Origin of the sequence: Pseudomonas sp. C32 (assembly GCF_030417915.1) — a bacterium.
Classification (GTDB): Bacteria; Pseudomonadota; Gammaproteobacteria; order Pseudomonadales; family Pseudomonadaceae; genus Aquipseudomonas.
In genome coordinates, this window is the sequence record NZ_JAUHUK010000005.1 from 100,275 (window position 1) to 119,659 (window position 19,385).

The window sequence follows — 19,385 nt, forward strand, 5'->3', positions numbered from 1 at the left end:
GGAACATTCGATGAATACCGAAGTACTCACTGAAGTTGCCGTAAAAGATGCTCAACCGGTGGTGGAGAAAATCGACGAGACCCCGCCGGAGCTGGAGCCAGCTCCGCCCGCGGTGGTCGTCGAGCCCGCTGCGGCAGCGCCTGCGATTACCATTCCAGGCCTGGATGACAGCAGCCTGTACATCCACCGCGAGCTGTCGCAACTGCAGTTCAACATTCGCGTGCTGGAACAGGCGCTGGATGAGTCCTACCCGTTGCTGGAGCGGCTGAAGTTTCTGCTGATCTTCTCCAGCAACCTGGACGAGTTCTTCGAGATTCGTGTTGCCGGCCTGAAAAAGCAGATCACCTTCGCCCGTGAACAAGCGGGCGCCGATGGTCTGCAACCGCATCAGGCATTGGCGCGCATCAGCGAGTTGGTGCACGGTCACGTTGACCGCCAATACGCGATCCTCAACGATATTCTGTTGCCGGAGCTGGAAAAACATCAGGTCCGCTTCATCCGTCGCCGTAACTGGACGACCAAGATCAAAACCTGGGTCCGTCGTTATTTCCGCGACGAGATCGCGCCGATCATCACGCCGATCGGCCTCGACCCGACGCACCCGTTCCCGTTGCTGGTGAACAAAAGCCTCAACTTCATCGTCGAGCTCGAAGGCATCGACGCCTTCGGCCGCGACTCCGGTCTGGCGATCATTCCGGCGCCGCGTCTGCTGCCGCGGATCATCAAGGTGCCGGAAGAAGTCGGCGGCGCGGGCGACAACTATGTCTTCCTGTCGTCGATGATCCACGCCCACGCCGATGACCTGTTCCAGGGCATGAAGGTGAAGGGCTGCTATCAGTTCCGCCTGACCCGAAACGCCGACCTGGCACTGGACTCCGAAGATGTGGAAGACCTGGCCCGTGCCCTGCGCGGCGAACTGTTCTCCCGTCGCTACGGTGATGCGGTGCGTCTGGAAGTCGCCGACACGTGCCCGAAACACCTGTCCGATTACCTGCTCAAGCAATTCAACTTGAGCGAGTCCGAGCTGTATCAAGTCAATGGTCCGGTGAACCTGACGCGTCTGTTCAGCATCACCGGCCTGGACAGTCAGCGTGAGCTGCAATACCTGCCGTTCACCCCGCAGATCCCGAAACTGCTGCAAAACAGCGAGAACATCTTCAGCGTGATCAGCAAGCAGGACATCCTGCTGCTGCACCCGTTCGAGTCGTTCACGCCGGTGGTCGACCTGTTGCGCCAGGCCGCGAAGGATCCGCATGTATTGGCGGTGCGTCAGACCTTGTATCGGTCGGGTGCGAACTCGGAAATCGTCGATGCGCTGGTGGATGCGGCGCGTAACGGCAAGGAAGTCACCGCGGTGATCGAATTGCGTGCGCGGTTTGACGAAGAGTCCAACCTGCAACTGGCCAGCCGTCTGCAAGCAGCCGGTGCGGTGGTGATCTACGGCGTGGTCGGCTTCAAGACCCACGCCAAGATGATGCTGATCCTGCGTCGCGAGGCCGGCGAGATTGTGCGTTACGCGCACCTCGGCACCGGTAACTACCACGCCGGCAACGCTCGTCTGTACACCGACTACAGCCTGCTGACCTCCGACGACGCCTTGTGCGAAGACGTCGGCAAACTGTTCAGCCAGTTGATCGGCATGGGTAAAACCCTGCGCATGAAGAAGTTGCTGCATGCGCCGTTCACCCTGAAGAAGGGCATGCTCGACATGATTGCCCGGGAAACCCAGTTCGCCGTCGACGGCAAGCCGGCGCACATCATTGCCAAGTTCAACTCGCTGACCGATCCGAAGATCATCCGCGCGCTGTACAAGGCCAGCCAGTCGGGCGTGCGCATCGATCTGGTGGTGCGTGGCATGTGCTGCCTGCGACCGGGCATCGCCGGTGTATCGCACAACATCCACGTGCGTTCGATCATCGGGCGTTTCCTGGAACACACCCGGGTTTTCTACTTCCTCAATGGCGGCGACGAGCAGATGTTCCTCTCCAGCGCCGACTGGATGGAGCGCAACCTCGACAAGCGCGTCGAGACTTGCTTCCCGGTGGAAGGCAAGAAGCTGATCATGCGGGTCAAGAAAGAGCTGGAGTTGTACCTCACCGACAACACCCACAGCTGGAGCCTGCAGTCGGACGGTCGCTACGTCCGCAACACGCCGACCGGCAACCAGAACCCGCGCAGCGCCCAGGCTACTTTGCTGGAGCGATTGGGCAGCCCGATCCTGACGGTTCGTTAACACCGGCTGGGAGTAAAAAAATGGCGATCCCAAGGGATCGCCATTTTTGTTTTCACCGAATTCTGTAGGAGCTGGCTTGCCAGCGATGGCGTACGTTCAGTCACCGCATGGCGTGATAACGCATCGCCGGCAAGCCGGCTCCTACAGGGACGTCAGCGAACGCTGAGGACGATATCGACCCGCGTCAGCCATTGCGCTTCGATTTCGAAATCGGCCTGGGTCAGCTGGTTTTCATCCAGCCAGTTTTCCGGGAACACCACTTCCAGGCTTTTGCCATTGGCGTTCAGCACGACCTGGGGCATCTGCTGGGTGCCGCGAATGTGGTGGAACAGGATCGCAAAGCGCAGCAGCACGCACAGGCGAATCAGCTTGATGCCGTCATCGTCGAAATCGGCAAATTTGTCTTTGGGAATGTTGCGCCGGTGGCCGCGCACCAGCAGTGCGAGCATCAACTGGTCTTCGCGGGAGAACCCGGCGAGGTCCGAGTGTTCGATCAGGTAGGCGCCGTGCTTGTGGTACTGATAGTGAGCGATATCCAGGCCCACTTCATGGACCTTGGCTGCCCAGCCGAGCAGTTCGCGCCAGACACCGTCCTCCAGATCCCAGTCTGCGGCCACCTGGTCGAAGGCATGCAGGGCTTTGCGTTCGACCCGCACCGCCTGTTCCAGATCGACGTGGTAGCGCTCCATCAGCGAGGTGAGGGTGCGTTCGCGTACGTCTTCGTGATGATGGCGACCGAGCAAGTCATACAGCACGCCCTCACGCAGGGCGCCTTCGCAGTGATCCATGCGTTGCAGTTCGAGAGCATCGAAGATCGCTTCGAGAATCGCCAGGCCCGCCGGGAAGATTGCCCGACGGTCCGGCTTGATGCCTTCGAAGTCGATCTTCTCCACATCACCGAGTTTGATCAGCTTGCGCTTGAGCCAGGCCAGCCCCTCGGCATTGACCTCGCCCGTGCCTTGGCCGCCGGCCTTCAGCGCCAGACCGATGGCGCGGATGGTGCCCGAGGAGCCGATGGCTTCATCCCAGGTCAGGCGGTGCAGGGCGTGTTCGATGCTCATGATCTCCAGTCGCGCCGCGGTGTACGCCTGGGCGTAGCGGGCCGGAGTGATCTTGCCGTCCTTGAAATAGCGCTGGGTGTAGCTGACGCAACCCATCTGCAGGCTTTCGCGCAGCAGCGGTTCGAAGCGCTGGCCGATGATGAATTCGGTACTGCCGCCGCCGATATCGGCCACCAGGCGCTTGCCCGGTGTGTCGGCGAGGGTGTGGGACACGCCGAGGTAAATCAGGCGCGCCTCTTCACGGCCGGAGATGACTTCCACCGGGTGGCCGAGGATTTCTTCGGCGCGGTGGATGAACTCGGCGCGGTTGCGGGCTTCGCGCAAGGCGTTGGTGCCGACGATCCGCACGGCGCCTGTCGGCATACCGTTGATCAGTTGGGCAAAGCGCTTGAGGCAGTCCAGCCCGCGTTGCATCGACTCCTCACTGAGGCGACGCTCTTCGTCGATGCCGGCCGCCAGCTGCACCTTCTCCCCGAGACGCTCGAGAATACGGATTTCGCCATTCTGGGCCTTGGCCACGACCATGTGAAAGCTGTTGGAGCCCAGGTCGATTGCGGCGATCAGGGACAGATTCTTGGCTTGGGATTGCGGCATGGTCAGGGGTCTCGGTCGATAACCTCGACATCGTGCCACGATCAAGGGCTGACGCCAACGCGCATGGTTCAATGCCTTGGTCTGAGCTATACCCAAATTCATGAGCCACCATAGCGAGACTCAATCATCTGCACCTTCCTGAACGTGGGAAGGGCAGCTATGATGAGGCCACGTTTTTTTGCTTACAACCTGGAGAATTCCATGAGCAGCGATCTTATCAAACACGTTAGCGACGCGAGCTTCGAGGCTGACGTACTCAAGGCCGAAGGCGCTGTACTGGTCGACTACTGGGCTGAGTGGTGCGGCCCTTGCAAAATGATCGCTCCGGTTCTGGACGAAATTGCCGAGACCTACAAAGGCAAGCTGACCGTTGCCAAACTGAACATCGACGAAAACCAGGAAACCCCGGCCAAGCATGGCGTGCGTGGTATCCCGACCTTGATGCTGTTCAAGAACGGCAACGTTGAAGCGACCAAGGTCGGCGCGCTGTCGAAGTCGCAACTGGCTGCTTTCCTCGACGCCAACATCTAAGCGTCGTTGTAGCGAGTCAGAAAAAGCCCCGCAAATAGCGGGGCTTTTTCGTTATTGAGGGCTAGACGCTCCGAAACTCAGGTGTTACATTCGGCCCCGCGCTGGTTTCTCCAGTGCCCCCTGCTAGCCGTCGCCGACGCTCTCCTTTTCGAATAAGTACGCGATCCTGTCGCCTTCTCCGCGGCGCGGCCTCATTAAGCCAAAAGCTTAATTTCCCCCCTCCATAAATGATTACGTCATTCCTATATGAATCTGACTGAACTCAAGCAAAAGCCGATTACCGAACTGCTCGAATTGGCCGAACAGATGGGCATAGAAAATATGGCCCGTTCGCGCAAGCAGGACGTGATTTTCTCCCTGCTCAAAAAGCACGCGAAAAGCGGCGAGGAAATCTCCGGTGATGGCGTGCTGGAGATTCTCCAGGACGGCTTCGGCTTCCTCCGCTCTGCAGACGCCTCCTATCTTGCCGGCCCAGACGATATCTACGTCTCGCCGAGCCAGATCCGTCGCTTCAACTTGCGCACCGGTGACACCATCGTTGGCAAGATCCGCCCTCCAAAGGAAGGCGAGCGTTATTTCGCGCTGCTCAAGGTCGACACGATCAACTACGACCGTCCGGAAAACGCGAAAAACAAGATTCTCTTCGAGAACCTGACCCCGCTGTTCCCGACCGTGCGCATGAAGATGGAAGCCGGTAACGGTTCCACCGAAGACTTGACCGGTCGTGTCATCGACCTGTGCGCCCCGATCGGTAAAGGCCAGCGCGGTCTGATCGTTGCACCGCCGAAAGCCGGTAAAACGATCATGCTGCAGAACATTGCCGCGAACATCGCGCGTAACAACCCTGAAGTTCACTTGATCGTGCTGCTGATCGACGAACGTCCGGAAGAAGTAACCGAAATGCAGCGCACCGTGCGCGGCGAAGTGGTTGCCTCGACGTTCGACGAGCCGCCAACCCGCCACGTGCAGGTTGCCGAAATGGTGATCGAGAAGGCCAAGCGCCTGGTCGAGCACAAGAAGGACGTGGTGATCCTGCTCGACTCCATCACCCGTCTGGCCCGTGCCTACAACACCGTGATCCCGAGCTCCGGCAAAGTGCTCACCGGTGGTGTCGATGCCCACGCCCTGGAGAAACCGAAACGTTTCTTCGGCGCCGCGCGGAACATCGAAGAAGGCGGCTCGCTGACCATCATCGCCACCGCGCTGGTTGAAACCGGCTCGAAGATGGACGAAGTGATCTACGAGGAATTCAAAGGCACCGGCAACATGGAACTGCCTCTGGATCGCCGTATCGCTGAAAAACGCGTCTTCCCGGCCATCAACATCAACCGTTCCGGCACCCGCCGCGAAGAGTTGCTGACTGCCGACGACGAGTTGCAGCGCATGTGGATTCTGCGCAAGCTGCTGCACCCGATGGATGAAGTCGCTGCCATCGAGTTCCTGGTCGACAAGCTGAAAACGACCAAGACCAACGATGAGTTCTTCCTGTCGATGAAGCGCAAGTAAGTCGAGCAGGCCAAAAAAGCCGGGGAAACCCGGCTTTTTGCTATCTGTTTTTTGATCAACAGGCAGTTCGTGGTTCTGAACCGAAGGGTTCGGCGCTAAACTGCCTGCCCCGAACGCCACGGCCAACACGAGGCTCACGCATGCAGTATCGCGACTTGCGCGACTTTATCAGCGGGCTGGAACAGCGCGGCGAACTCAAGCGCATCCAGATCCCGGTGTCCCCAGTGCTCGAAATGACCGAGGTCTGCGACCGCACATTGCGCGCAAAAGGCCCGGCACTGCTTTTCGAAAAGCCTACCGGTTATGACATTCCCGTACTCGGCAACCTGTTTGGCACCCCCGAGCGCGTGGCGTTGGGCATGGGCGCCGAAGCGGTCAGCGAACTGCGCGAGATCGGCAAGTTGCTGGCGTTCCTCAAGGAACCCGAGCCGCCGAAGGGGCTGAAAGACGCGTGGTCCAAACTGCCGATTTTCCGCAAGATCATTTCGATGGCGCCCAAGGTCGTCAAAGACGCGGTGTGCCAGGAAGTGGTCATTGAAGGCGACGACGTCGATCTTTCGACCCTGCCGGTGCAGACCTGCTGGCCGGGCGACGTCGCCCCGCTGATCACCTGGGGCCTGACCGTCACCAAAGGCCCGAACAAGGATCGTCAGAACCTCGGCATCTACCGGCAGCAAGTGATTGGCCGCAACAAGGTCATCATGCGCTGGCTGAGCCACCGTGGCGGCGCGCTGGATTACCGCGAATGGTGCGAGAAGCATCCGGGCCAGCCGTTCCCCGTGGCCGTGGCGCTGGGTGCCGACCCTGCGACGATTCTTGGCGCAGTGACGCCAGTCCCCGACAGCCTCTCCGAGTACGCCTTCGCTGGCCTCTTGCGCGGTAATCGCACCGAGTTGGTGAAGTGCCGGGGCAACGACCTGCAAGTGCCGGCCACCGCCGAAATCATCCTCGAAGGCGTGATCCATCCGGGCGAGATGGCCGATGAAGGTCCGTACGGCGACCACACCGGCTATTACAACGAAGTCGACAGCTTCCCTGTGTTCACCGTCGAGCGCATTACCCACCGGATCAAACCGATCTACCACAGCACCTACACCGGCCGTCCACCGGATGAGCCGGCGATCCTCGGTGTGGCGTTGAACGAAGTGTTCGTGCCGATCCTGCAGAAGCAGTTCCCGGAGATCACCGATTTCTACCTGCCGCCCGAAGGCTGCTCGTACCGCATGGCCATTGTGACCATGAAGAAGTCGTACCCGGGCCACGCCAAGCGGGTAATGCTCGGTGTGTGGTCGTTTTTGCGACAGTTCATGTACACCAAGTTCGTTATCGTCACCGACGACGATATCAACGCCCGGGACTGGAACGATGTGATCTGGGCCATCACCACGCGCATGGACCCCAAACGCGATACGGTGATGATCGAAAATACGCCGATCGATTACCTGGACTTCGCCTCGCCGGTTTCCGGCCTGGGTTCGAAAATGGGCCTGGATGCCACGCATAAATGGCCGGGCGAAACCACCCGCGAGTGGGGCCGGGTCATCGTCAAGGACGATGCCGTCACCCAACGGATCGATGCCATCTGGAATCAGTTAGGAATAGATTGATGCGTGTAACCTTGCAGCCCTCCGGAGCAGTACTTGAGATATTGCCCGGCGAGCGGATTCTCGATGGCGCACGACGACTGGGCTACGAATGCCCGCAAAGCTGCCGCAATGGCAATTGCCACGTGTGCGCGGCGTTGTTGGTGGAAGGCCGGGTCGAACAGGCAGGCAATGTGCGTGACCACGGCGAGTTCTACACTTGCATAGCGGAGCCGCTGGAAGACTGCATCGTGCTGTGGGATGGCGTGCTCGCGCTGGGAGAATTGCCGGTGCGCAGCGTGTCGTGTCAGGTCATTGAGTGTCGGGACGTGGGCGGTGATACCTGGCGCGTGCGCCTGCGGGCGCCGGCCGGCAAGCCGCCGCGCTACCACGCCGGTCAGTACTTGATGATCGAGCGCGAGAGCGGCGAGAAATCGGCCTTTTCCCTGGCCTCGGCGCCGCACGGGGGGCGTGATCTTGAGATCCACGTGCTGGCGCGCGAAACCAGTGCACTGAACCTTATCGAACAGCTCCAGCGCCGCAGCATGGTGCGGGTCGAGCTGCCCTTCGGCGATACCCATCTCGCGGAACTGCCTGAGGGCCCACTGGTGCTGATCGCGGCGGGTACCGGCATGGGCCAGATCCACAGTCTGATCGAACATTGCCGGGCCTCTGGCTTCAAGTACCCGGTGCATCTGTATTGGGGCGTGCGTCGTCCTGAAGATTTTTATCAGATCGAACATTGGGACGAGTGGCTGAAGTTGCCCAATCTGTTCCTGCACAAAGTCGTCAGCGACCAATGCGGTTGGGGAGGGCGCTGCGGCATGTTGCATGAAGCGGTCTGCGAGGACTTCCCGAATCTGAAGCCTCTGCATGTATACGCCAGCGGCTCTCCGGCCATGGTGTATGGCACGCTGGATGCGCTGGTGGAGGCAGGGATGGACGCTCATCAAATGCGCGCCGACGTGTTTGCCTATGCCCCGCGATCTTGATCCCAGATCCTGATCCTGTAGGAGCGAGCCTGCTCGCTCCTACAGGTTTATAACTCCATATATAGCCAATCGGCATTTATAAATTTATGTAAATGTCGCTAGGTTATATGTCATTCAAGCAATTAATTGAAAACAGCCATGGCATTCAAATTGCCTTAAAACAAATGTGCCTTATTGTTACAACGGTACGTTCTATTAAGTAATCCTTCACTCGCGGGGAGCTGAACGCTATTCGCCATGAGCGCCATTGAATCTGCTTTTTTGAATCTGGCTTACCCTCCGCAGCTCGATCTGGGGCCGCAGCTCACGCACGAACAATTACTCGGCTCAATGCAATCGACCATGGCGCGCCACAAGGGCGGTCCGGTCTGGCTGTTTGCGTATGGTTCGCTGATCTGGCGACCGGAATGCACGGCGGTCGAACGCGTTCGTGGCCGGGTGCATGGCTACCATCGCGGGTTGTACCTGTGGTCCCACGAACATCGCGGTACGCCGGAAATGCCCGGCCTGGTATTTGGCCTGGATCGCGGCGGCTCTTGCAGCGGTTTCGCCTACCGTTTGCCCGAAGAACAACTTGAAGCCTCGCTGTATGCGCTCTGGCAGCGCGAGATGCCGTTCCCTTCCTATCGCCCGCACTGGCTCAACTGCCGTCTCGAAGATGGAAGCCAGGTTCAGGCATTGGGATTTGTTCTGGAGCGGCACCTGCCCAGCTATGCCGGCAACTTGCCGGATCATGTCCTGAGCCACGTGTTTGAAAACGCTTGCGGGCGTTACGGCACCACTCGCGATTATGTCGAGCAGACCGCGCACGCCCTGCGCAGCCACGCCATGCCAGACCGGAATCTGGAGGCGCGGCTCAAGCGTTGTAAGTCAAAAGCCGATCAAGCGAGTGCTTCGCGGCCCTGACTGGCGACTTGTTTGTGACGTAGCGTCGGGGCCAGGAAGGCCATCGCCAGCAAGCAGGCGCCCACCAACAGCACGAAACCGCCATCCCAGCCGAAATGGTCCACGGTGTAGCCCATCGCTGCACTGGCCGCGACCGACCCCCCCAGATACCCGAACAGACCGGTAAAGCCCGCCGCCGTACCGGCCGCTTTCTTCGGCGCCAGTTCCAGCGCCTGCAGGCCGATCAGCATCACCGGGCCGTAGATCAGGAAGCCGATGGACAGCAGCGCGATCATGTCGACCATCGGGTTGCCGGCCGGGTTGAGCCAGTAAACCAGCGTCGCAACCGTCACCAGTGCCATGAACACCATGCCGGTCAGGCCACAGTTGCCACGGAAGATCTTGTCCGACATCCAGCCGCACAGCAGCGTGCCCGGAATGCCTGCCCACTCATAGAAGAAGTACGCCCACGAGGTTTTATCCACGGTGAAGCCCTTGGCTTCCTTGAGGTAGGTCGGCGCCCAGTCCAGCACGCCGTAGCGCAGCAGGTAAACGAAGACGTTGGCCAGGGCGATGTACCAGAGCATTTTGTTGCGCAGCACGTATTTGACGAAGATTTCCTTGGCGCTGAATTCCTCTTCGTGACTGGCGTCGTAGCCTTCCGGGTAGTCGTTCTTGTATTGCTCGATGGGCGGCAGGCCCACGGATTGAGGGGTGTCACGCATGGTCACGAAGGCAAACACCGCCACTGCCAGCGCCACCGCTGCCGGCACATAAAACGCGGCGTGCCAGTCATTGAACAGGCCCATGCCGAGCAGGAACAACGGGCCAATCAAACCGCCACCGACGTTGTGCGCCACGTTCCACACCGACACCACACCGCCGCGTTCTTTCTGCGACCACCAATGCACCATGGTCCGGCCACTCGGTGGCCATCCCATGCCCTGGGCCCAGCCGTTGATGAACAGCAGAATGAACATCATGGTCACGCTGGACGTCGCCCACGGCGCGAAACCGAAAACGAACATCACCCCGGCCGACACCAACAGGCCGAACGGCAGGAAGAACCGCGGGTTGGAACGGTCGGACACCAGGCCCATCAGGAACTTTGAAAGACCGTAGGCGATGGCGATGGCAGACATTGCCAGCCCCAGCTGGCCACGGGAGTAACCCTCGTCGATCAGGTACGGCATGGCCAGGGAAAAGTTCTTGCGCAGCAGGTAGTAACCCGCATAGCCAATGAAGATACCGGCGAAAATCTGCCAGCGCAGGCGCCGGTAGGTGCTGTCGATTTTTTCTTCAGGCAATGGAGCCTGATGTGCGGCAGGACGAAAGAAAGCAAACATTCAAGAGCTCCAAATTTCTTGTTTTGACTGCGGATGCGAATGTTACAGTTTCGTTACCGAAAATAGCACCGGTTCTCATCGGCAAAACAGCGGAAATGTTGGAAAGCGAGCGTTCCTTTATGAACATGTCGCTCAGGTATAAGTGAAGGGCGTTGTAGGAAGCGTTACCTGTTTTCGTTGAGGGGCATTCGAGCTGCCTGAAAGAGGGCAGGCCTTTGGGAAAGGTCCTTCGTTCAAAACGGAAGTCATGGCGTTATGCGCAACGACCTTGATCCGTAACCTTTTGTGCTGTTGCCAGGTCTGGCGTTGCAGGCGAAGGGAGTAGGGATATGCGGTGGTGGTTGGGTGGACTTTTGTTGCTGGTATCAGTGGATATCTGAGCCGGAGAGGTATTCCTGATACCTGAAGATAACCCGAAGCCGATTTATCCGGTGGCGCTGTACCGGGCGGGTATCACCGGCGTGGTGCGTATCAGCATGACGGTGAAGGCCGATGGGTCAGTCAGTGATGCCGTGATTGCGGAAAATGCGCATCCCGAACTCGGAGAGGCGTTATTGGCCGCCGTTAATCAATGGCGATTCAAGCCATGGACGATTACCGAGGATCAGCCTGCGCAAGTCACCGTGGTTGCACCCATTGATTACAGGCTGGACAGAGAGCATCCCTTTCACGTCAACAAGGAATTGGAACGGGTGAAATGCAGTGCCATCGCACGGGCATCGTTGAACATTGCCACGTCCTCGTGGGTAGACCTGCCGGTTTTCAGCTGGACCCGCAGTTACCTGACCCACTCGCTTTCACCGACGCAACTGCCGGAAGAGAAACGCCTGGCTCTGATTGCCAAGCTCAATGCCAGCGTCCGTTCGATTGTGCAGCGCTGTAATGTGCATCCGGCGAGCCGGTATGTGCGGTTTTTACCGGAGGAAATTCGGGTGTTGCTTTGACGGCAGTAAAAGCGCGGCTGCATGGCCGCGCTTTTTTCGCATCGAGATTCAGCGAACCTGAACCACCACTTTCCCGACCGCCTTGCGCTGGCCAAGGTCATTGATCGCCTGCGCCGCATTGCCCAGGGGATAAACCTGCGACACCAGCGGCTTCAGCTTGCCTTCGGCAAACCAGCCAAACAGTTGCTGGAAGTTTGCCGCGTTGTCTTGCGGCTGGCGTTGGGCGAACGAGCCCCAGAACACGCCGAGCACTGCCGCACCCTTGAGCAAGGCCAGGTTGACTGGCAGTTCGGGAATGCGCCCGCTGGCGAAGCCGACCACCAGCAGACGGCCGTTCCAGGCGATGGCGCGGATGGCCTGGTCGAACAGGTCGCCGCCGACCGGGTCGTAGATCACATCGGCGCCCTGGCCGTCGGTCAGGCGTTTGATTTCGTCCTTGAGGTTGGTTTCGCTGTAGTTGATCAGCTCATCGGCGCCGGCAGCCTTGGCCACGGCGAGTTTTTCCTTGCTGCTGGCGGCGGCGATGACACGGGCGCCCATGGCTTTGCCGATTTCCACGGCTGCCAGGCCGACACCACCGGAAGCGCCGAGCACCAGCAGGGTTTCACCCGGTTGCAGGTTGCCGCGCTGCTTGAGGGCGTGCATCGAGGTGCCGTAAGTCATGCTGAACGCGGCGGCGGTGTTGAAATCCATTGATGGCGGGATGGGCAGTACGTTGTAACCCGGCACCGCGACCTGTTCGGCGAAACTGCCCCAGCCGGTCAGGGCCATGACCCGGTCGCCGACTTTCAGGTGGCTGACCTTTTCACCCACTTCGCTGACGATCCCGGCCGCTTCACCGCCCGGGGAAAACGGGAAGGGCGGCTTGAACTGGTACTTGCCCTCAATGATCAGCGTGTCGGGGAAATTCACCCCGGCGGCGTGCACCTCCAGCAGGATTTCGTTCTTCTTCGCGACAGGGCTGGCGACGTCTTCCAGCACCAGCGATTCGGCAGGGCCGAAGGCTTTGCACAGCACGGCTTTCATCAGGGCTATTCCTTTGGGAGTGATGGCCGATAAGTGTAGGTGTGTGAGTCGACGGGTCAACGAGCATGCCCGACCCTGATAGTCAGCCATAAGCTTGTGCTGGCTTGGCGGGTCGTTATGCTAGGCCGCAAACCGGATAAGGAGCGAATTGTGAAAGCGTGGATCATGTTGATGCTGGCCCTGTCTCTGCCTGTGGCAGCGGTGGCCGAAGAAGCCAAAGAGGGTGAAACGGCGCCGAAGGTTAATTACATCACCCTGAGCCCGCCGTTCGTGGGCAACTATGGTTTGGACGGCACGCCCAAGCTCAAGGTCTACAAGGCCGATGTGGCGTTGCGCGTGACCGGTGAAGAGGCGACCAAAGCGGTCAAGGCCAACGAACCGTTGATTCGTAATCAGCTGGTGGCGCTGTTTGCCCAGCAGACCACCGAGACGATGAACAACGTCGAGGCCAAGGAAAAGCTGCGTCAGGAAGCGCTGAAGCAGACCCAGCAGATCATGAACGATGAAACCGGCAAGCCGGTGGTTGAAGATCTGTTGTTCAACAATTTGATCATCCAGTAATGCTGGATCCGTAGGAGCCGGCTTGCTGGCGATAGCGCCCTCAAGACCGCCATCGCCAGCAAGCCGGCTCCTACAAAGGCATCTCAGCGCAGTGCAATCACCGCCGCCCACTGATCTTCAGTCACTGGCATCACCGAAAGCCGCGAACCCTTCTGCACCAATGGCATCTCGGCCAACGCAGCCTGCTGCTTCAGATAGTCCAACTTCAGCACCCGAGCAAACGTCTCGACGTGAGCGACATCAATCGCGCTCCAGGCGTTTTTCTCAGCCGTGGCCTTTGGGTCGTAGTAGTGGCTTTCCGGTTCCAGCGCCGTCGGGTCCGGATACGCGGCTTCGATAATTTTGCCGATCCCGGCAATCCCTGGCTCGGGGCAGCTGGAGTGATAGAAGAAAAACTCATCCCCCACCGCCATCGCCCGCAGGAAGTTGCGCGCCTGATAGTTGCGAACCCCGTCCCAGCGCGCTTTGCCGAGCTTTTCCAGCCCTTTGATCGAGAGTTCGTCGGGCTCGGATTTCATCAGCCAATAGGCCATGGTTCTGGCTCCTTGCGAGGTGGTTGGACAGGTTGTCGGGCGATTTTATGACAAACCGACAGTCGGTTGACGTCAGCGTTTGCGCAGCGGTTCACGTTGCCGCAAAATGCCGGCCTTTAAAGCTTGACGCTGCTGCACGGCCTACAAACGGAAACCGCTGCTGTCATCGTGTTGATGTGCCTTTGGGGGGCAATCGATGAAACGCAAACCGGATTTACTATGGATTCTGGTCATTTTGTTCGGCCTTGGCGTCGTGACCACTGGCTATGCCCAAAGCCTGTGGGCCAGCAAGACTGACGCGCCGGTTGAACTCGCACAGCTGCAGCAACAGTCGACAGCCTTCAAGCGCTGATCCTGTTTTTTCGGCGCCGCTGATTCCAGTGGCGTCTAGCCTGCGTAATACCAGGCCTTGTCCGTTACCGTTCCTTGCAGCGGCACATCCCAGCTCGCCTGAGCCAATCGCTCGACCTTCTGACATTCATGGGCCAGTCCCAACAGCGTCGGCTTGCGCCAGTCCTTGCGACGCGCCAGGTAAGCCAGGCTTCGATCATAGAAGCCACCGCCCATGCCCAGTCGGCCACCGACATCGTCAAAACCCACCAACGGTAACAGCACCAGATCCAGCGCCCAGACCTTGCGTTGACGGGCGATGTTGGCTCGTGGCTCGAGGATGCGAAAGCGGTTGGGCTTGAGCTTTTCCCCCGGTCGGATGCGCTGGAAGACCATTTTGGTTCGCGGCCAGGCGCTCAGGACCGGCAGGTAAGTGGCCTTGCCCCGGCGTTGCGCGGCACGCAACAACAGGCGCGGGTCGATTTCACCGTCGGTGGGCAGGTAGAGCGAAATGTGTCTGGCGCGGCGAAACAATGGCTGCTGAGCCAATTGCTTGTACAGCCCGCGAGCGGCCTGGCGCTGCTGACTGGGTGTCAGTGCGCGGCGGGCCTTGCGCAGCATGCGTCGAAGTTGCGGGCGGGGAAGCAGCGCAGGTTCGGTCATGGAATCGGGCTTCGGCAGGACGGATACGTAAAGCGTACCCGTAAAAAAGCCGATGCCGGTATTTAAACCGGCATCGGACTGGAATCAGGCTCCCCGGATGAACCGCTGCTGACTTAGCCCTTGAACCCGAAAGTTCAAGGTGGAAGATGCAGTAGGCTTTAAGGCTTTCCGTCTAGCGGACATGCACACCAGCCCAACGTGCAACCTCCAGGGTAGTGCGAATCGGCTCAGGGACGTGGTCAACTGGCAAGCACCCCAGGGAGTGATGCGAGTATACCTCAAGCGGTTGCGCTAATCAGCCTTTGGTGACGTCCGGATCGGCGGCGAGCGCCAGGTCGACGCGATCGAGCAAGTCGCGAACCTGCTCGCGGGTCGAACCGCTGACCTGCACATCCGGGCGTTCTTCCTTGTGCAGCAAGTCATGCGTGATGTTCAGCGCGGCCATCACGGCGATGCGATCGGCACCGATGACTTTGCCGCTGCTGCGGATCTCACGCATCTTGCCGTCCAGGTAACGGGCGGCGCTCACCAGGTTGCTGCGCTCTTCCTGGGGACAGATGATCGAATACTCTTTGTCGAGGATCTGCACGGTGACGCTATTGCTTGAACTCATGAGTCTTGCTCCAGGGCCTTGAGGCGCGAAATCATCGATTCGACCTTACGCCGGGCGATTTCGTTTTTTTCAATGAGGTGCGCGCGTTCCTCGCGCCAGGTCTTTTCCTGAGCTAGTAAGAGTCCATTTTGACTCTTTAGTTGCTCGACTCGGTCAATCAGCAGCTCGAGTCTGGCCATCAGCGCTTGCAGGTCGGTGTCTTCCATTGTATTCACTGTCTGATGGGTGTCGGCCTGTAGGAGCGAGCTTGCTCACGATGAGTTTGATAACGCCGCGGAGTATCAGGTACCCAGCGTAATCGTTTGCGACCATCGCGAGCGTGCTCGCTCCTACAGGGGTAGTCGATGTAGGATACAAGGCCTTCATTCTAGACATAGCGCCGTCTGGCGCCTAGCTGCCCATGACCATTCAGAATTCCCCGTACCAAGCCTTTGCCACCCTGCTGACCTCCAGCGGTCATAACGTCTCGCCCGCCGAACTGCATGGCCTGTTGCTCGGCCGCAGCTGCGCCGGCGCCGGTTTCGATGCCGAAGGCTGGCTGATCGATGCCGCCGAATTGCTCGAAAACGAGCCGCAGGACAACGTTCGCAGCGCCTTGATCGGCCTGCAAGAGATGGTCAAGGGCGAGCTCACCGGTGACGACGTGACCGTCGTTCTGCTGCTGCCGACCGACGACGCTCCGCTTGCCGACCGTGCCATCGCACTGGGCCAATGGTGTCAGGGCTTCCTCAGCGGTTTCGGCTTGAACTGTCGTGACAGCAGCGCCCTGAGCACCGAGGCCACCGAGGTTTTGCAGGATCTGGCGGCCATTTCCCAGGTGCAAGACGCCCTGGAAGAGTCCGAAGACGGCGAAACCGACTATATGGAAGTGATGGAATACTTGCGCGTCGCGCCGCTGCTGCTGTTCTCCGAGACCAAAAAAGACGTGCCGGCTGCCGCCAAACCGTCTTTGCATTAATCGTAGAAAAGGGAAAACCATCTGCCCATGATCCATATCCCGAAATCGGAATACAGCCGTCGCCGCAAGGCCTTGATGGCGCAGATGGAACCCAACAGCATCGCTATTTTGCCTGCCGCCGCGGTGGCCATTCGCAACCGCGATGTCGAGCACGTCTACCGTCAGGACAGTGACTTCCAGTACCTCAGCGGTTTTCCCGAGCCTCAGGCTGTACTGGTATTGATGCCGGGGCGCGTGCATGGCGAATACATCCTGTTCTGCCGCGAGCGCAACGCCGAGCGCGAGTTGTGGGATGGTTGGCGTGCCGGGCAAGAGGGCGCGATCCGCGACTTCGGTGCCGACGACGCGTTCCCGATCACCGATATCGACGACATCCTGCCGGGCCTGATTGAAGGGCGCGACCGGGTGTACTCGGCCATGGGCAGCAACCCCGAATTTGACCGCCACCTGATGGACTGGATCAACGTGATCCGCTCCAAGGCCAACCTCGGCGCCCAGCCACCGAACGAATACGTTGCCCTGGATCATCTGCTTCACGACATGCGCCTGTATAAATCGGCGGCAGAAGTGAAGGTGATGCGCGAGGCCGCGCGGATTTCCGCCCAGGCGCACGTTCGAGCCATGCAGGCTTGTCGCGCCGGTTTGCACGAATTCAGTCTGGAAGCGGAGCTCGATTACGAATTCCGCAAGGGCGGGGCGAAAATGCCGGCCTACGGCTCGATCGTCGCGGCGGGGCGCAACAGCTGCATCCTGCATTACCAGCAGAATGACGCGCTGCTCAAGGACGGCGATCTTGTGTTGATCGACGCCGGTTGCGAGATCGACTGCTACGCCAGCGACATCACCCGCACCTTTCCGGTCAGCGGCAAGTATTCGGCGGAACAGAAAGCGATTTACGAGCTGGTGCTGGCTTCCCAGGAAGCGGCCTTCGCTGAAATCGCCCCGAACAAACACTGGAATCAGGCGCACGAAGCGACGGTCCGGGTCATCACGGCCGGTCTGCTCAAGCTGGGCCTGCTTGAGGGCACCGTCGACGAGTTGATCGCCAGCGAAGCCTACAAGGCGTTTTACATGCACCGCGCCGGCCATTGGCTGGGGATGGATGTGCATGATGTCGGCGAATACAAGGTTGGTGGTGAATGGCGCGTGCTGGAAGTCGGCATGGCGCTGACCGTGGAGCCGGGCATCTACATTGCCCCGGACAATCAGAAAGTCGCGAAAAAATGGCGCGGCATTGGCGTGCGCATCGAGGACGACGTAGTGGTCACCAAAACCGGCTGTGAAATCTTGACCCACGGCGTACCGAAAACGGTCGCCGAGATCGAGGCCTTGATGGCTCAAGCGCGGACGCAAGCAGCATGAGTCGAGTCAATCTGGCGATTATCGGTGGCGGTCTGGTCGGTGCGAGCCTGGCGTTGGCGTTACAGGCCGGGGCGAAGGCCCGGGGCTGGAAAATCGTGCTGATCGAACCGTTTGCTCCCGGCGATACGTATCAACCGAGCTACGACGCCCGTTCTTCGGCGTTGTCCTTCGGTTCCCGGCAGATTTACCAGCGGTTGGGCGTCTGGCAGGAGATTTCCCGCCGCGCCGAGCCGATCAAGCAGATTCATGTGTCCGACCGTGGCCGTTTTTCCACTGCGCGCCTGTCGGCCATGGAAGAGGGCGTTCCGGCGCTGGGCTATGTGGTGGAAAACGCCTGGCTCGGCCAATGCCTGTGGCAAGGCCTGGACAAGGACGTGATCAGTTGGCGTTGCCCGGCGGAAGTCACGCGCATGGAGCCGCTGACCGATGGCTATCGCCTGACCCTCAACGATGAAACCACCCTGGAATGCGACCTCGCGGTCCTCGCCGATGGCGGCCGTTCCGGTCTGCGTGAACAACTGGGGATCGGCATCAAGACGCGCCCGTACAACCAGAGCGCGCTGATCGCCAACATCACCCCGAGCGAATCCCACAACGGCATGGCGTTCGAGCGATTCACCGATGACGGCCCGATGGCGTTGCTGCCGCTGCCGGAAAACCGCTGTGCGTTGGTCTGGACCCGTCTGGGCATGGACGCGCAACGACTCGCAGCCCTCGATGAGCGCAGCTTCCTCAGCGAGTTGCAGGGCGTGTTCGGTTATCGCCTCGGCACGTTGAAACAGGTCGGCGCACGGCATCTGTATCCGCTGACGCTGGTGGAAGCCGAGGAACAGGTGCGTCCGCATCTGGCCGTGCTCGGCAACGCCGCTCACAGCCTGCACCCGATTGCCGGCCAGGGTTTCAACCTGTCCCTGCGTGATGCCCAGGCGTTGGCCGATGCCTTGCTCTCCAGTGAAAAATCACTGGGCGATTTCGCCACATTGCAGGCGTACCGCGAACGTCAGCGCCTCGATCAGAACCTTACCGTGGGCTTCTCCGATCAGGTCACGCGCCTGTTCGGAAGCACCCAGCCGTTGGTGTCCCTGGGGCGCAACATCGGCCTGCTCGGCCTCGATCTGCTGCCACCGGCCAAACGCTGGTTCGCCCGCCAGGCCATGGGTTTGGGTACTCGCCCTGATGCTTAAGTGGCTGACTCGCAAGTTCGGCAAAGCCCGATTGATGCGCCGCTTCATGAGCTTCTACCCGCCATACCTCGGCGCGGGCGTGCGGGTGCAGCACATCAGTGACGATTTTCGCGATGTCCGGGTGTCCATGGGCCTGACCTGGTACAACCGCAATTATGTCGGCACCCAATTTGGCGGCAGCCTGTACTCGATGGTCGATCCGTTTTTCATGCTGATGCTGATGGAAAACCTCGGACGCCAATACATTGTCTGGGACAAGGCCGCCGACATCGATTTCATTTCGCCGGGCAAAGGTCCGGTGTTCGCCCGCTTTACCATTGACGACACCTTGCTCGATGAGATCCGCCGGCAGACGGCCGATGGCGAAAAATACCTGCCGCAACTGCAAGTCGATATTCATGACGGCGCCGGTCACCTCGTGGCCCGGGTCGGGAAAACCCTTTACGTGCGGCTCAAGCCGCAAGAGAGACAGGCTTAAAG

Annotated in this window: 20 protein-coding genes and 1 other RNA gene; 13 read left to right on the top strand and 8 right to left on the bottom strand. The window is 59.7% G+C overall.

What is annotated here, in order from left to right; translation table 11 throughout:
- Positions 1–10 precede the first annotated feature (10 nt).
- On the top strand, positions 11–2,233 hold the full coding sequence (ppk1, locus tag QYH43_RS07525; protein WP_095057551.1) for a polyphosphate kinase 1: 2,223 nt from the start codon (positions 11–13) through the stop codon (positions 2,231–2,233).
- A 152-nt stretch (positions 2,234–2,385) separates the two neighbouring features.
- On the opposite strand, the gene ppx is transcribed toward ppk1, so the two are convergent.
- Complete coding sequence (gene ppx, locus QYH43_RS07530; RefSeq protein WP_095057550.1) at positions 2,386–3,888, bottom strand: exopolyphosphatase; 1,503 nt, start codon at positions 3,886–3,888, stop codon at positions 2,386–2,388.
- Between the two features lie 201 nt (positions 3,889–4,089).
- Between ppx and trxA the strand changes: the two genes are divergently transcribed.
- The 5 genes from trxA (at position 4,090) to QYH43_RS07555 (ending at position 9,406) form a co-directional block, all read left to right on the top strand.
- A complete protein-coding gene (trxA, locus tag QYH43_RS07535; RefSeq protein ID WP_003206727.1) occupies positions 4,090–4,419 on the top strand; it encodes a thioredoxin TrxA in 330 nt (109 codons plus the stop codon).
- Positions 4,420–4,665: 246 nt separating this feature from the next.
- Positions 4,666–5,925, top strand: coding sequence for a transcription termination factor Rho (gene rho, locus QYH43_RS07540; RefSeq protein ID WP_046039047.1), 1,260 nt, complete (start codon positions 4,666–4,668; stop codon positions 5,923–5,925).
- A 140-nt stretch (positions 5,926–6,065) separates the two neighbouring features.
- Positions 6,066–7,532: a 4-hydroxy-3-polyprenylbenzoate decarboxylase gene (gene ubiD, locus QYH43_RS07545; RefSeq protein ID WP_053163723.1), complete on the top strand. Its 1,467-nt coding sequence runs from the start codon at positions 6,066–6,068 to the stop codon at positions 7,530–7,532.
- A complete protein-coding gene (locus tag QYH43_RS07550) occupies positions 7,532–8,500 on the top strand; it encodes a CDP-6-deoxy-delta-3,4-glucoseen reductase (RefSeq protein WP_095057549.1) in 969 nt (322 codons plus the stop codon). The genes ubiD and QYH43_RS07550 overlap by 1 nt, the downstream gene beginning before the upstream one ends.
- Positions 8,501–8,737: 237 nt before the next feature.
- Positions 8,738–9,406 carry a gamma-glutamylcyclotransferase gene (locus QYH43_RS07555; RefSeq protein WP_301156762.1) on the top strand — a complete coding sequence of 223 codons (669 nt, stop codon included), beginning with the start codon at positions 8,738–8,740 and terminating at the stop codon, positions 9,404–9,406.
- Here the strand turns inward: QYH43_RS07555 and glpT are convergent.
- The gene (gene glpT / locus QYH43_RS07560) at positions 9,382–10,731 is read right to left on the bottom strand and encodes a glycerol-3-phosphate transporter (protein ID WP_301156763.1); all 1,350 of its coding nucleotides are present in this window, start codon (positions 10,729–10,731) and stop codon (positions 9,382–9,384) included. The genes QYH43_RS07555 and glpT overlap by 25 nt on opposite strands.
- Before the next feature lie 422 nt (positions 10,732–11,153).
- Between glpT and QYH43_RS07565 the strand changes: the two genes are divergently transcribed.
- The gene (locus tag QYH43_RS07565; RefSeq protein ID WP_367316886.1) at positions 11,154–11,675 is read left to right on the top strand and encodes an energy transducer TonB; all 522 of its coding nucleotides are present in this window, start codon (positions 11,154–11,156) and stop codon (positions 11,673–11,675) included.
- 48 nt (positions 11,676–11,723) lie between these two features.
- Here the strand turns inward: QYH43_RS07565 and QYH43_RS07570 are convergent, their stop codons facing one another.
- Complete coding sequence (locus QYH43_RS07570; RefSeq protein ID WP_301156764.1) at positions 11,724–12,701, bottom strand: NADPH:quinone oxidoreductase family protein; 978 nt, start codon at positions 12,699–12,701, stop codon at positions 11,724–11,726.
- Between the two features lie 150 nt (positions 12,702–12,851).
- On the opposite strand from QYH43_RS07570, the gene QYH43_RS07575 reads away from it, so the two are divergent.
- Positions 12,852–13,262, top strand: coding sequence for a flagellar basal body-associated protein FliL (locus QYH43_RS07575; RefSeq protein WP_095057544.1), 411 nt, complete (start codon positions 12,852–12,854; stop codon positions 13,260–13,262).
- An 83-nt stretch (positions 13,263–13,345) separates the two neighbouring features.
- Here the strand turns inward: QYH43_RS07575 and QYH43_RS07580 are convergent, their stop codons facing one another.
- Positions 13,346–13,795: an EVE domain-containing protein gene (locus tag QYH43_RS07580; protein ID WP_095057543.1), complete on the bottom strand. Its 450-nt coding sequence runs from the start codon at positions 13,793–13,795 to the stop codon at positions 13,346–13,348.
- A gap of 196 nt (positions 13,796–13,991) precedes the next feature.
- Between QYH43_RS07580 and QYH43_RS07585 the strand changes: the two genes are divergently transcribed.
- Complete coding sequence (locus QYH43_RS07585; RefSeq protein ID WP_007978897.1) at positions 13,992–14,147, top strand: hypothetical protein; 156 nt, start codon at positions 13,992–13,994, stop codon at positions 14,145–14,147.
- Positions 14,148–14,182: 35 nt separating this feature from the next.
- Here the strand turns inward: QYH43_RS07585 and QYH43_RS07590 are convergent, their stop codons facing one another.
- The 4 genes from QYH43_RS07590 to QYH43_RS07605 all read right to left on the bottom strand — a co-directional run bounded on the left by QYH43_RS07590 (position 14,183) and on the right by QYH43_RS07605 (position 15,607).
- A complete protein-coding gene (locus tag QYH43_RS07590; protein ID WP_095057542.1) occupies positions 14,183–14,788 on the bottom strand; it encodes a 5-formyltetrahydrofolate cyclo-ligase in 606 nt (201 codons plus the stop codon).
- An 86-nt stretch (positions 14,789–14,874) separates the two neighbouring features.
- A non-coding RNA gene (gene ssrS / locus QYH43_RS07595) (6S RNA) lies at positions 14,875–15,053 on the bottom strand.
- Positions 15,054–15,083: 30 nt separating this feature from the next.
- Positions 15,084–15,401, bottom strand: a complete 318-nt coding sequence (locus QYH43_RS07600) for a cell division protein ZapA (RefSeq protein ID WP_301156766.1) — start codon at positions 15,399–15,401, stop codon at positions 15,084–15,086.
- Positions 15,398–15,607, bottom strand: a complete 210-nt coding sequence (locus tag QYH43_RS07605; RefSeq protein ID WP_003177365.1) for a TIGR02449 family protein — start codon at positions 15,605–15,607, stop codon at positions 15,398–15,400. The genes QYH43_RS07600 and QYH43_RS07605 overlap by 4 nt, the downstream gene beginning before the upstream one ends.
- A 194-nt stretch (positions 15,608–15,801) precedes the next feature.
- Here QYH43_RS07605 and QYH43_RS07610 point away from each other — a divergent pair, with 194 nt between their 5' ends.
- Genes QYH43_RS07610 through QYH43_RS07625 form a run of 4 tightly spaced genes read left to right on the top strand, consistent with a single transcriptional unit; the run spans position 15,802 to position 19,383 of the window.
- A complete protein-coding gene (locus tag QYH43_RS07610) occupies positions 15,802–16,359 on the top strand; it encodes a YecA family protein (protein WP_095057540.1) in 558 nt (185 codons plus the stop codon).
- Positions 16,360–16,386: 27 nt separating this feature from the next.
- Complete coding sequence (gene pepP, locus QYH43_RS07615) at positions 16,387–17,721, top strand: Xaa-Pro aminopeptidase (RefSeq protein ID WP_095057539.1); 1,335 nt, start codon at positions 16,387–16,389, stop codon at positions 17,719–17,721.
- Positions 17,718–18,905: a 2-octaprenyl-6-methoxyphenyl hydroxylase gene (ubiH, locus tag QYH43_RS07620; RefSeq protein ID WP_301156768.1), complete on the top strand. Its 1,188-nt coding sequence runs from the start codon at positions 17,718–17,720 to the stop codon at positions 18,903–18,905. Before pepP ends, ubiH begins: the two co-directional genes overlap by 4 nt.
- Complete coding sequence (locus QYH43_RS07625; protein WP_095057537.1) at positions 18,898–19,383, top strand: DUF4442 domain-containing protein; 486 nt, start codon at positions 18,898–18,900, stop codon at positions 19,381–19,383. The genes ubiH and QYH43_RS07625 overlap by 8 nt, the downstream gene beginning before the upstream one ends.
- The last annotated feature ends 2 nt before the right edge of the window (positions 19,384–19,385 follow it).